Below are 12360 nucleotides of genomic sequence, written 5' to 3'. Positions count from 1 at the left end.
CATCGCCAAATAAAACGGGCCCCGACAGGGGCCCGTGGAGCCACATCCCTGTGGCCAATCGCATGAATACTGGAACTGCGGCAGGTGGATAACTCGGCTCACCTGCCGCGCCTTCTCCCAGTCCAGGCGAGAAGCCTTGGCGATTACTCGGCTTTCAGGCCGTCAGCCGAAACGGCGGTGACGCCCTTGATGTTTTTCGCGATCCGTACGGCGGTGGCTTTCTGCGAATCAGTCACAGCGGTGGTCGAGGACAGCGATACCACACCTTTGTTGGTTTCTACCTTGATATCGGTGCCTGGGATGCCTTTCTCAGTCACCAGGTCAGCTTTGACCTTGGTGGTGATCCAGGTATCGGAAGTCGCTTCCTTGGCTTCGGTCATTTCACCGGCAGCCAACACCATAGGCGACTGAGTGGTTTGCGGGCTCTGTGCAAAGGCTGCGTTAGCCATGGTCAGGGTCAGAGCGGTAGCAGTTGCAGCAGCGATAGCGAGCTTCTTCATACGGGTAACTCCTGTTTTTTTTCAGAAAAACTGCTGTGTGCCATCTCAGCAGGGTTACCCGTAATATTGCGAAGGCTGTGCCAACTTCGAACTTATTAATAATTCCTTTAAAATCAATAGCTTAAGAATTCAGGCAAAACGCCGGATCATGCATTTTGCATGACCCGGCTAAACTTGACATGCAAGTTGCAGGTTTCAGCGCAGGCCTAAAGCCATGAAATGCTGCAAGTTTCTGCCAAGACCGAGATTCAGCTTTCGCTCGCGGTACAGCCTTTGGGTGAGAGGTCCGCGGCGACGGAGGTTGCACAGCTCCAGCCACCACTTCCAGTGCGCGACAGGGTGATGGTTTTGTTCAGGACCGGACCGGGCGCATTCAGTAGCGTGCAGCCAATAGTGCCGGCGCCTGCCGCTGCGGTACCCGTCGCCGTCAGCGTGCAATGGCTGGTGGTCGGTGGCGCACCGAGGCGCGCCAGGGTCGGGTCGTCACCTTGATTGATGACATCCTCGAACGGCACTTTCAGCGCGGCGATCTCCGTCAGCCCCGCCGTGACCTTGGCTCGCGCCTGATATTGGGAGTACAGCGGCAATGCGACAGTTGCCAGAATCCCGATGATTGCCACCACTATCAGCAACTCGATCAAGGTAAATCCCTTCGAAAGCTTCATGACTTCTGCTCCTTGCATGAGATGAAAGCAAATGCTCCCCAGCGCTCAAAGCACAGCCCATGCCAAGGCGCTGCCCCCTTGCAGGCGGGCGCTACAAGCCGCTGCCTGCTGAGTCGGGAGCCTGATAAACCGCACTAACTGACATTTTTTGTCACCGCAAAGCCGCCCACTCCCCTTATCCCTTGGCTAGGCTTGCGCACATTTGGCCAATCAAGGATTGATCCATGGCGAGCGCGACGAGCAGTACTTGTGTCTACACATGGGAAGGTATCGACAGAACCGGTAAAGCGCTCAGCGGTGAGTTGCGCGGTCAGTCCCCGGCCCTGATCAAGACCCGGTTGCGCCAGCAGGGCATCACCCCACGCAAGATACGAAAGAAATCCACGCCCTTGTTCAGCGTCCGCTCACGCATCACCCCCCACGACATCACGCTCTTCACCCGACAGTTGGCGACCTTGATCAAGGCCGGCGTGCCTTTGTTGCAGTCGTTCAGCATCATCGGCGAGGGCTTCGACCATCCCGGCATGCGCAGCCTGGTGGATGGCTTGAAGCAGGAGGTCGGCGGGGGCAGCAGTTTGTCCACGGCACTACGCCAGCAGCCTCGCTACTTCGACGAGTTGTACTGCAACCTGATCGACGCCGGGGAACAGGCCGGCGCGCTGGACAGCCTGTTGGAGCGCATCGCCAGCTACCGGGAGCGGCAGCAGCACCTGCGGACGAGAATCAGCAAAGCCATGACGTACCCGGTAGCGGTGGTGCTGGTGGCGGCTCTGGTGACCGGCATCTTGCTGGTGCAGGTGGTGCCGCAATTCGAATCAATGTTTGCCGGGTTCGGTTCAGAGCTGCCAGGTTTCACGCTGCTAGTGATCGGCCTTTCCGAATTCCTGCAGCGCTGGTACGGGCTGCTGCTCGGTGGACTGGGCGCCAGCGTAGTGGCCGCGCGCTTTGCCCACGGACGTTCACCCAGGCTACGCGACTGGCTGCAAAGGCAGTCCTTGAGGCTGCCGGTGCTGGGCAGTCTGCTGCGCAAATCGGCAGTCACCCGTTATGCGCGCACCCTGTCGATCACCTTTGCCGCCGGCGTGCCCCTGCTGCAGGCATTGACCGCCGTCGCCGGGGCCACCGGCAATGGGCGCTACAAATGCGCCGTGCTGCGCATCCGTGAGGACGTCGCCACGGGTATGCATTTGCATGGTGCAATGCAAGCCAGCGGGGTTTTCCCGCACATGGCCATTCAAATGACTGCCATCGGCGAAGAATCCGGCGCATTGGACGCCATGCTCGACAACGTCGCGAGCTACTATGAAACGCAAGTCGACACCCTGGTCGATCAACTCACCAGCCTGATGGAGCCGCTGATCATGGTGGTGCTCGGTGTGATAGTCGGTGGCCTGGTGATTGCCATGTACCTGCCCATTTTCCAACTTGGCTCTGCGATCTGAACATGCCCTTGAGTGAATTCCTGACCTTTTACCCGACCGCCTTCGTCATCGTTGCCCTGATTCTCGGACTGGTGATCGGCAGTTTTCTCAACGTGCTGGTCTGGCGCCTGCCGAAAATGCTCGAACGCGATTGGCGCCAGCAGGCGCGCGACGTCCTTGGGCTCGCCGAAGAAGTGGCGCAGTCGACCTATAACCTGATGCTGCCTCACTCCCATTGCCCACACTGCGCCCACCCGCTGCGTGCGCGGGACAACATTCCGCTGCTCAGTTATCTGTGGCTGCGCGGGCGCTGCGCCCATTGCCAGGCGCCGATCAGCGCCCGCTACCCGCTGGTCGAACTGGCCTGCTGCCTGGTGTCGGGATTCGTCGCCTGGCACTTCGGCTTCGGCTGGCAGGCTGGCGCCATGTTGCTGATCAGTTGGGGCTTGTTGGCGCTGAGCCTGATCGATGCCGATCACCAGTTGCTGCCGGACGTGCTGGTACTGCCGTTGCTGTGGCTGGGGCTGATAGTCAACGCCGGCGAACTGTTCGTACCGCTAACGGACGCGCTATGGGGTGCAGTTGGAGGCTACCTGAGCCTTTGGACGGTGTATTGGCTGTTCAAGCTGCTCACCGGCAAGGAAGGCATTGGCCACGGCGACTTCAAGCTGCTGGCGCTGCTGGGGGCGTGGGGAGGCTGGCAAGTGCTGCCGCTGACCATCCTGCTGGCGTCGCTGGTGGGGGCGGTGCTCGGGTTGCTCTGGCTGCGCCTGAACAGGGTGAGTGCGGCTAGCCCGATCCCGTTTGGCCCCTATCTGGCAATTGCCGGCTGGATTGCGCTGCTCTGGGGTGGTCAAATAACCGACTTCTATTGGCACTTTGTCGGCTTGAAATGAATACCCCTGTGGAAAAACCCTGGATTCTTGGCCTCACCGGCGGCATCGGCAGCGGCAAAAGCGCGGCGGCGCAGCACTTCATCGACCTGGGCATCCATACCGTCGATGCCGATCACGCCGCCCGCTGGGTGGTCGAGCCTGGACGCCCGGCCCTGGCGCAGATTGCCGAACACTTCGGTGACAGTGTGCTGCAGGCCGATGGAGCGCTCGATCGGGCAGCGCTGCGGCAGTTGATCTTCGATATCCCCGACGAACGCCGCTGGCTGGAAAAACTCCTGCATCCGCTGATTGCCGGGGAAATCGCCGCGCACCTGGCGCGCGCGCAATCGCCCTATGCGATCCTCGTTTCACCCCTGCTGATCGAGTCCGGGCAGTACGCCATGACGCAACGGGTGCTGGTAATCGATGCGCCGCAGGATTTACAGATCCAACGCACCTTGCAGCGCGATCAGACCAGCGAGCAGCAGGTCCAGGCGATCCTCAAGGTCCAGGCCAGCCGCGAAGATCGCCTTCGCCATGCCGACGATGTGCTGGTCAACGACCGCGACCTCGCCTGGCTGCACGGCGAAGTCGAGCGCCTGCATCACTTTTACCTAACTTTGCGTGGAGGCCAGTCATGAGCCAACCCCTGACCGTCGAATGCCCAACCTGTGGCGCCCCTGTCGAGTGGACAGCCAGCAACATCAACCGGCCCTTCTGCTCGGACCGCTGCAAACTGATCGATCTCGGGGCCTGGGCCGCCGAGGAACACAAGATCCCGGTCAGCCCGGATGCCGAGGACGACCTGTTCAGCGACGACCTCGAACCTCGCCACTAAGGCCGCATGAACGGATAATCCTCGCCGTCATCGAGGTTCTCGGCGAGAAATTGCAACTCGTCGGCCAGGTCCTCGACACTGCGCAACGCCCTGCTCTGTTGCACCACCGCACTGAGCAGGGCGCGCAGACTCAACCCCGGTTCGAAACCGGCAGCCTCAGCCGCCGCCAGGCTGTCGCTCACCTCTTGTCGCGCCCACTGATACACGCCCATGCCGATGCTCCCCACGGTTTTTTCGCAGCATAGGTTTGGCTGCCTGGGCGGCCCTTGATCAGGATCAACGCTTGTCATCGTCCTTCCACGGTGCCGACAGGTACCGCGTGCGGTTGAAGGTTTCCAGCCATTCAGGGCAGAACACCACCAGCGCGCTGATGACCATGCCGTTGATAAAGGCTTCGGGGAAGATGATCAGCCACAGGTAGCCGACAAAATCCTCCAGCCATTCCGGCAGGGCGAAACGCTCGTCGAACCACAGCACCCCCAATCCCAACAACAGGCACAACAAAGCCGACAGAGCTGCAGCAAAGAACCCCGAACAGAAGATGTAGACGAAGGGATTACGCGGCTGAGCGCGCTCGACCAGGATCGCGCAGCTTTCCGTGACCAGCACCGGCAAGGCAATCAGCAAGGCGCCATTGACGCCCATGGCCGCCAGGTCCTGACGGCCCAGCAACACCAGGCCAATTTGCGCCACCAGTCCACCGACCAGCGCCAGCGGCCAGTCCAGCAGCAAGGTCACGGCGGTCATGCCGATAAAGTGGTAGGACACCCCGGTGTCGAAATCGCGGCGCACCAACCACAGCATGAACAGGGCGAACACCGTGCCGAACAGCAGGTGCTGGCGCCGGCTGTCGCTGAACAACTCGACCCAGGGCGCTCGCGCGGCGGCCCAGATCAGCACCGGGACGTAGATCAGCCAACCAACTACCAACGTTTCCGGCGACAGCAACTGGGCAGTGATCATTCTTCAGCCAACCGAACTGCAGAGCAGGCTTTCACATCGGACTCCTTGCCGAACGTCAGAGGCCTTGAGTCTACACCCGCCTCGTCGACCTCAGGCCCAATGCCTGGAATCAGTCATGACCGCCTCATGCTCGGCGAACAATCCCGGCAATTCGACCTTGAGGAAGTCCACCCAGGTGCGCACCTTGGCATCGAGGAAGTGCCGCGACGGATACAGAGCGTAGACATGGCGTTCGCGCGCCCGCCAGTTCGGCAGCAGGCGTACCAGAGTGCCATCACTCAGGGGCCGGGTTGCGGTGTAGAACGGCAGCAGGCTGATGCCCATGCCCGCCTCGGAGGCCTTGACCATCGACTCGGCGACGTTGCACTGAAAGGTCTTGGTCGGGCTGATGGTGTATTCGTCGTGCCCGTCATGCAGCTGCCATTGATCGCTGTACAACGGATCGACCATGCGCAGGCAGCGATGCTCGTCCAGCGCCAGCGGGTGCTGCGGTACGCCGTGGCGCTGCAGGTACGCCGGGGCCGCGCAGGGCACGCTGTAGATCTGCCCGAGGGTCTGGGCAACCCGTTGCGAATCCTCCAGCTCATGGGCGATGGAAATCACCACATCGTGCCCCTCCTCCAGCGGATCGGGGTTGCGTTGCGACAGCGTCAGCTCGAACACCACGTCCGGGTACAGCTCGCCGTAGCGGGCGATCAGCGGCGTGATCAGCACACCAAGGCCATTCATGCTGTGCACCCGCAGCCGTCCGCTGGGCTTTTGATGGGCGCCGCGAGCCTCCTCTGTCGCTTCTTGCATATCCTCGAGTATTTGCCGGCTGCGCTGCAGGAAGCGCTCACCGGCCTCGGTCAGACTGAGCCGGCGGGTAGTACGCTGTAACAGCCGCGCCTGCAGGTGTTGCTCCAGATCCGCGACCAGGCGCGAGACTTGAGCTGTGGATAAGTCGAGCGCATCGGCGGCGGCAGTGAAACTGGCGCAATCCACCACGCGGACGAACACCCGCATGCTGTTGAGTAAATCCACGGCCCCTCCCAGGGTTGAGACTGTTACGTTTCCTGTAAGACTGCATCAGGCTTTCGCCTCTTTATCGGCTGCTGGCGACGATCGAAAATGACTCCATCGAATTCAATTCAGGAGCACATCACGATGAAAGCCTTGCTCAGCCTGTTCCTCACGGTGGTCGCCACTTCGGCCCTGGCCGCCGGTAATGAACCCGCCGCCACGCCTTATGATCCGGCACAGCCGCTGGACATAGCCCGGGTGATCTCCATCAGCGACACCTCCAATGCCTGCGGCGTAGTACCCTCCACCATGGTTTACGTGGACCCTCAAGGGCAGACCCACCGGGTAACTTATCAGGTCATGGGCACCTGCAGCGGCGCATGAGAGGGTCGAGGTGCAGCCGAGGCCGTATCAAGGTTATTACCTTCGATGTAACGCAGGGTTCTGGGCAGACACGTTGCGCTTAGCCGGCGGGCTTTTTCTCGGTGCTGGATTGAACATCAGGCCCCGTGCGCCGCACCCCCAGCAAAAAGTGCGTGAGCATGCCGAAAATCAGCCCCCAGAATGCCGCGGACAAGCCGAACAACGACATGCCCGAGGCCGTGGCGAGAAAGGTCACCAGCGCCGCCTCGCGGTCATTCGGCACTGCCATGGCACCGGTCAGCGCTCCGGCAATTGCGGCGAACAACGCCAGGCCGGCGAGCGCCGCGATCAACTCCCTGGGAAAGGCCGAGAACAGCGAAACCAGAGTCGCGCCGAAGATTCCCAGCACCAGATAACACAACCCGCCGACGACACCGGCCACATAGCGTTTGCGCGGATCCTCGTGGGCCTCGCGGCCAGTGCAGATGGCTGCGGTAATCGCCGCCAGGTTCAGGCCGTGACAGCCGAACGGCGCGAGCAAGGCCGAGCCCAGGGCACAGCTGGCAATGATCGGACTGGCCGGGGTCGAATAGCCGCTGGCACGCAACACTGCCATGCCCGGCACAAACTGCCCGGTCAAGGCCACCATCACTAATGGCAAGGCGATGTTCAAGGTGGCGCTCAGGCTGAACTGCGGCGTGATCCACACCGGCGTGGCAAAGCCGACTACCAGGGCATCACGGTGCAAGTCGCCACTGAAAAAGGCAATCGAACAGCCCACCAGCAGCACCATCAACACCGCGTAACGCGGCATCACGCGCTTGCACAGCAGGTAGGTGGTAAACATCGCCAGTACCAGCAGGGGCTTGCCTTGCAGTGAGACAAACAAGCCGGTGCCGAAGCTGAACAGAATCCCCGCCAACATGGCCGCGGCAATCGCCGCCGGCAGTTTACTGATGATCCGATCGAACGCGCCGCAAACCCCGATCAGCAGGATAATCAGGCTGCTGACCAGGTACGCCCCCACCGCCTCTGCCATCGAAATCCCCGGCAGCAACGCCACCAGCAGGGCCGAACCCGGCGCCGACCAGGCGATGATCACCGGTACCCGGTAACGCAAGCTCAGGCCGATCCCCAGCAGCGCGCTGCCGATGGAAATCGCCCAGACCCAGGATGAGAGCACTTCCCGAGACAAATGCGCAGCGTCAGCCGCCTGGAAAATAATCACCAGCGGACCGGCATAGGAAATCACCGTGGCGATGAATCCGGCGACCGCGGCCGACAGGGAAAAGTCTCGCGATAGTGCACGCATGGTTCAGGTACCGCTCGGCGACAGGTTGGCGGGCATGCCTTTGACGGTGCGTTGGCTGCTGATGGCGAATACCGTCATCGCCAGCGCCGCGACCGCCCCGGGCAAGGCGAACGCTATGAAATTGGCTTGCAGCGGCAGATTGATGCCCAGCAAGGCCCCGCCCAGCAACGGGCCGACGATCGCCCCATTGCGCCCGATGCCTGACGCCCAGCCCAGGCCGGTGGAACGAATGGCCATCGAATAGAACTGCGCGGCGCAGGCATACAGCAGGATCTGCGAACCAATGGTGGTGGCGCCGGCAATAGCGATCAGCAAATACAGCAGCGCCATCGGGCTATTGAAGCCCAGCAGGGTGATCGAAACTGCCGCGATGGCAAAGAACACCGCCAACACCCGCGGCAGGTTGAGCTTGTCGCCAAGCACTCCGCCACCTACCGCGCCGAAGATCGCTCCAACATTCAGCACCAGCAGAAACGACAGGCTGGAACCCAGGCTATAACCGGCATTGGCCATCAATTTCGGCAACCAGGAACTCAAGGCGTAGACCATCAGCAGGCAGCAGAAAAACGCCAGCCACAGCATCAGCGTGCGCAGCGCCCGACCCTCGCGAAACAGTTGCAGGACTGGAGTCCCGCTGCCCTTCACTTCATTCATCTGCAGTTCATCATTGGCTTGGGCGACGTAGCCCGGGTCAACCCGTTGCAGCACCTGGCGCGCCTCTTCGATACGACCCTGACGCAGCATGAACCCCACCGATTCGGGCAGGAAGTACATGATCAGGGGCAGCAGCAACAGCGGCAGTATTGCCACGTAGAACACCGACTGCCAGCCGAAACGGGGGATCAACACGATACCGAGCCCGGCAGACAGCATACCGCCCACCGAGTAACCACTGAACATGATTGCCACCAGGGTGCTGCGGATTTTTTTCGGCGCGTACTCGTTCATCAGCGCCACCACGTTGGGCATGACCCCGCCAATCCCCAGGCCGGCAATAAAGCGGCAGATGCCAAATTCGCCGGGATTGCGCGCGAAGCCGTTGAGCACGGTAAATCCGCTGAACAGGATGACGCACAGGGTGATGGCTTTCTTGCGCCCGATGCGGTCCGACAACGGGCCGAAAAACAGCGCGCCGAACATCATCCCGAACAGCGCATAACTGCCCAGCGCGCCGGCCTGCAGCGGGCTCAGGCCCCATTCCTGCATCAGCATCGGCAGCACCACGCCGTAGATCACCAGGTCGTAACCATCGAAGATGATGATCAGGGCGCACCAGAACAGCACCCTCCAGTGAAAACGATTGAAACGAGCGTTATCGATAACCTTGTGTACGTCGATCGTGCGCATGGCATCTGTCTCTTGTTGTTGTTTTTTTAACAGCCTCGGTCACACGGCAAGCGTGCGGGTGACCGAGGGTAATGGCGTCGTAGACGAGCCAATATCCGCTTTGCGCAGATCGCTATCCGTTTTGTGCAGTGGTTGCTGGCAGAAAAAACGCTCCGTTGCAACTATCAGAACTGATAGCACGCTGGTCGGAAAACACCTGCAACCCCAGTCAAACCAACTAGAACTCCTACTTGACTGAAGGGATCGGTTTTTCAAAGTGACAGGGTCAGTAGTTCATGACGATGAGCGGAGCCCGCACCCTCAGGACGATTCCACCCCGCTTAGAGTAGGGATACGCCATGCGCCGCTACCGCCGACTGACCACCCTCCTGCCCTGCGCAGCCGCCCTGCCCGCTTCGCTCCTGCTGCTTGTCAGCCCCACGGTGCAGGCGGCGTGCACGCTGATCGCGAGCCCCGGTGACAGCAGCTATACCTGCGACAGTGGCACCAGCGGCCCGCTGACGGACCTCACAGGTAACAACAACCTGTCTTTTCCTGCCAGTGGAACGGGCGTGGTCAACGGCAATGTCACGTTCGGCCCCGGAGCAGATACAGTCGTGATGGACTCCGGCGCTGTCACCGGTACGCTGGACCAGGGCGATGGCAACGATAGACTGGTGATCAGCGCCGGACAGATAGGCGATGTTCTGCAGGGCAACGGCATAGACGACTTCAGAATGGACGGCGGGCAGATTCAGTCACTGGCACAGGGCGATGGCCGCGACACCTTCCTGATGACCAGAGGCAGAATCATCGAGGCCTTCCTCGATGGGGATGTGGCAAAGATGACTGGCGGCCGAATCGGTCGCGTGGACATGAAACTCGATAACAACCTATTCGACATGTCCGGGGGCAGCATTGATGGCAATCTCGTCACCGCCTTCGGCCAGGACACCATCATCGTCTCTGGCGGCAGCATCGGCGGCAACATCAGTACCAGCGGTGGCGATGACAGCATTACGGTAACGGGCGGCGTGATCAGCGGGCAGATTCGCGCCAGCGTCGGTAACGACAAGCTCATCTGGCGCGGTGGTGGACAGATCAACTCCGCCATCCTGATGGGCGACGGCGACGACACCGCACTGCTCGGCAACCTCGACGAAAGCCTGCTGGCCGCCACACCATCGGTGGATGGCGGGCTGGGCAATGACCGCCTGACCTTCGACAACACCCGCTCGGCGGGCGCCGGACGTTATGTCGGCTGGGAATCGGTGAGCCTGGAAAACCAGTCGCACTTCACCCTGGCCGGTGACTTTTTCCTCGGGGACAGCGCCAGCTCAACCGGGGTTTTTTCCATCGATGGCAGCAGCACCCTGGCCGTCAGCCAAGGCGCCATTCGCCCCTACACCGCTGGTCAGCGGGTCACCGTGAACAATGCCGGGATCATCGACATGACCAGCGGCAGCAGCGTGGCGAGCGATTCCCTGACCGTGCACGGCGACTACGTCGGGAGAAACGGCCAACTGCGTCTGCAAACCGAACTCGGCGACGACAACTCGGCCAGTGACAAGTTGGTGGTGTCCCAAGGCACCATCAGCGGCAACACCCAACTGGCCATCACCAACCTCGGTGGCCTGGGGGGCCTGACCCGGCAGAACGGGATCGAAGTGGTGCAGGCGCAGAACGGTGCAACCAGCAGCAACAATGCCTTCGCCCTGACGCGCTCATTGTCGGCCGGCGCCTATCAGTACTACCTGTTCAAAGGCGGCGTCATTGCCGGCACGGAAAACAACTGGTACCTGCGCTCGTCGGTGGTCGCCGTGCCACCGCTGAGCGTGCCCCCCGTAGTGCCGCCACCGGTGGTGATACCGCCAGCGCCAGCGCCCATCGTCCAACCGGTACCGGTGGTCGATGCGGATGAGCCTGCGGTCGAGCCGCCCACCGCGCAGCCCGTTGCACCGCCCGAGCCCGCGCCGGCTGCGCCTGTGCAAACCGTGGCCGAGACCTCACCGACACCGGCCACCAGCACCCCTCCGATCCCCACCGCGGTGGCCGGCGCCGAGCCGATTCCGTTGTATCGCATCGAAGTACCGGTCTACTCGGTGGTGATCCCGGCGGCGCAATTGCTGACCCTGCAAGCCCTGGGCACCTTCCACGAACGCCAGGGCGAGCAAAGCCTGTTGACGGAAACCGGCGCGGTCTCAGCTGGCTGGGGTCGGGCGTACGGCAGTGACCTGCAGAAAAGCTGGACGGGCACCGCCTCGCCAAGTTTCGATGGTTCGCTGCAAGGTTTCCAGATCGGGCATGACCTGTACGCCGCGCAGACCCGTGGCGGGCAGCTGCAGCGGTTCGGTTTCTTCGTCGGCCAAAGCCATCTGCAAGGTGATGTCGATGGCTTTGCCGAAGGCTTCCAGGACCGCCGCTCGGGCCGGGTGAAGCTCGATGGCGATCACGTGGGTGGTTACTGGACCCTGATTGATCCGACGGGCTGGTACCTCGACGCAGTGGCCATGTGGTCACGCCTGGACGGTGACAACCGCTCCGATCGCGGGGTGAAAATGGACACCGAAGGCCATGCCGTCGCGCTCTCGGTGGAAGCCGGTTACCCGATTCCCGTGGCGCAAGACTGGGTAGTCGAACCCCAGGTGCAGGTGATCAACCAGCGTATTGACCTGGACAAGCAGAACGACGGTATTTCCGAGGTCAAATTCGACTCGCAGGATTACTGGACCGGCCGCCTCGGCGCGCGGCTCAAGGGCCGTTACATCGCTGGAGACATCCCGCTGGAACCCTACCTTCGAGCCAACCTGTGGAAGACTTTTGGCGGGTACGACACGGTGACCTATGATGATGTCGACCGAATCAAGACCGAGCATAAATCAACCTCCGCAGACTTGGGCGTGGGCCTGGTAGCCAAGCTGTCGCCAAGTGTCAGCACCTATATAAGCGCCAACTACTTGAGCAATCTGGACAGCAATGATCTGAAAGGCGTCTCCGGTACTCTGGGTGTTCGCATCAGCTGGTAGACGTGCCAAGCCTCATCAATGCATCGCAGTATCGCCCGTCAGCCGACCGCTGCCGGGCTTTTGAAAAGT

Annotated in this window: 13 protein-coding genes; 6 read left to right on the top strand and 7 right to left on the bottom strand. The window is 61.5% G+C overall.

What is annotated here, in order from left to right; genetic code table 11:
- Positions 1 to 143: 143 nt before the first annotated feature.
- Together ACZYR5_RS26840 and ACZYR5_RS26835 are read right to left on the bottom strand one after the other, a co-directional pair.
- Complete coding sequence (locus tag ACZYR5_RS26840; RefSeq protein ID WP_489092378.1) at positions 144 to 500, bottom strand: BON domain-containing protein; 357 nt, start codon at positions 498 to 500, stop codon at positions 144 to 146.
- 248 nt (positions 501 to 748) lie between these two features.
- A complete protein-coding gene (locus tag ACZYR5_RS26835) occupies positions 749 to 1165 on the bottom strand; it encodes a pilin (protein ID WP_489092377.1) in 417 nt (138 codons plus the stop codon).
- Positions 1166 to 1389: 224 nt separating this feature from the next.
- On the opposite strand from ACZYR5_RS26835, the gene ACZYR5_RS26830 reads away from it, so the two are divergent.
- Genes ACZYR5_RS26830 through yacG form a run of 4 tightly spaced genes read left to right on the top strand, consistent with a single transcriptional unit; the run spans position 1390 to position 4299 of the window.
- Positions 1390 to 2607, top strand: a complete 1218-nt coding sequence (locus ACZYR5_RS26830; protein WP_489092376.1) for a type II secretion system F family protein — start codon at positions 1390 to 1392, stop codon at positions 2605 to 2607.
- A 2-nt stretch (positions 2608 to 2609) separates the two neighbouring features.
- Positions 2610 to 3482, top strand: a complete 873-nt coding sequence (locus ACZYR5_RS26825) for a prepilin peptidase (protein ID WP_489092375.1) — start codon at positions 2610 to 2612, stop codon at positions 3480 to 3482.
- Entirely contained in the window at positions 3479 to 4102 is a 624-nt protein-coding gene (gene coaE, locus ACZYR5_RS26820) for a dephospho-CoA kinase (protein ID WP_489092374.1), read from the top strand. Before ACZYR5_RS26825 ends, coaE begins: the two co-directional genes overlap by 4 nt.
- The gene (gene yacG, locus ACZYR5_RS26815; RefSeq protein ID WP_027617875.1) at positions 4099 to 4299 is read left to right on the top strand and encodes a DNA gyrase inhibitor YacG; all 201 of its coding nucleotides are present in this window, start codon (positions 4099 to 4101) and stop codon (positions 4297 to 4299) included. The genes coaE and yacG overlap by 4 nt, the downstream gene beginning before the upstream one ends.
- Here yacG and ACZYR5_RS26810 read toward each other — a convergent pair.
- The 3 genes from ACZYR5_RS26810 to ACZYR5_RS26800 all read right to left on the bottom strand — a co-directional run bounded on the left by ACZYR5_RS26810 (position 4296) and on the right by ACZYR5_RS26800 (position 6285).
- The gene (locus ACZYR5_RS26810) at positions 4296 to 4511 is read right to left on the bottom strand and encodes a hypothetical protein (RefSeq protein WP_489092373.1); all 216 of its coding nucleotides are present in this window, start codon (positions 4509 to 4511) and stop codon (positions 4296 to 4298) included. The genes yacG and ACZYR5_RS26810 overlap by 4 nt on opposite strands.
- Positions 4512 to 4575: 64 nt before the next feature.
- On the bottom strand, positions 4576 to 5262 hold the full coding sequence (locus tag ACZYR5_RS26805; RefSeq protein ID WP_489092372.1) for an energy-coupling factor ABC transporter permease: 687 nt from the start codon (positions 5260 to 5262) through the stop codon (positions 4576 to 4578).
- Positions 5263 to 5352: 90 nt separating this feature from the next.
- On the bottom strand, positions 5353 to 6285 hold the full coding sequence (locus tag ACZYR5_RS26800) for a LysR family transcriptional regulator (RefSeq protein ID WP_489092371.1): 933 nt from the start codon (positions 6283 to 6285) through the stop codon (positions 5353 to 5355).
- Between the two features lie 123 nt (positions 6286 to 6408).
- Here ACZYR5_RS26800 and ACZYR5_RS26795 point away from each other — a divergent pair, with 123 nt between their 5' ends.
- On the top strand, positions 6409 to 6648 hold the full coding sequence (locus tag ACZYR5_RS26795) for a DUF2790 domain-containing protein (RefSeq protein ID WP_489092370.1): 240 nt from the start codon (positions 6409 to 6411) through the stop codon (positions 6646 to 6648).
- Positions 6649 to 6727: 79 nt separating this feature from the next.
- Here the strand turns inward: ACZYR5_RS26795 and ACZYR5_RS26790 are convergent, their stop codons facing one another.
- Together ACZYR5_RS26790 and ACZYR5_RS26785 are read right to left on the bottom strand one after the other, a co-directional pair.
- A complete protein-coding gene (locus ACZYR5_RS26790) occupies positions 6728 to 7939 on the bottom strand; it encodes a benzoate/H(+) symporter BenE family transporter (RefSeq protein ID WP_489092369.1) in 1212 nt (403 codons plus the stop codon).
- Between the two features lie 3 nt (positions 7940 to 7942).
- Positions 7943 to 9286, bottom strand: a complete 1344-nt coding sequence (locus ACZYR5_RS26785; protein WP_489092368.1) for an aromatic acid/H+ symport family MFS transporter — start codon at positions 9284 to 9286, stop codon at positions 7943 to 7945.
- Positions 9287 to 9624: 338 nt separating this feature from the next.
- On the opposite strand from ACZYR5_RS26785, the gene ACZYR5_RS26780 reads away from it, so the two are divergent.
- Complete coding sequence (locus ACZYR5_RS26780; protein ID WP_489092367.1) at positions 9625 to 12291, top strand: autotransporter family protein; 2667 nt, start codon at positions 9625 to 9627, stop codon at positions 12289 to 12291.
- The last annotated feature ends 69 nt before the right edge of the window (positions 12292 to 12360 follow it).

It is taken from the genome of Pseudomonas sp. F007, assembly GCF_057814275.1.
This window is presented reverse-complemented; position numbering and strand designations above follow the sequence as displayed.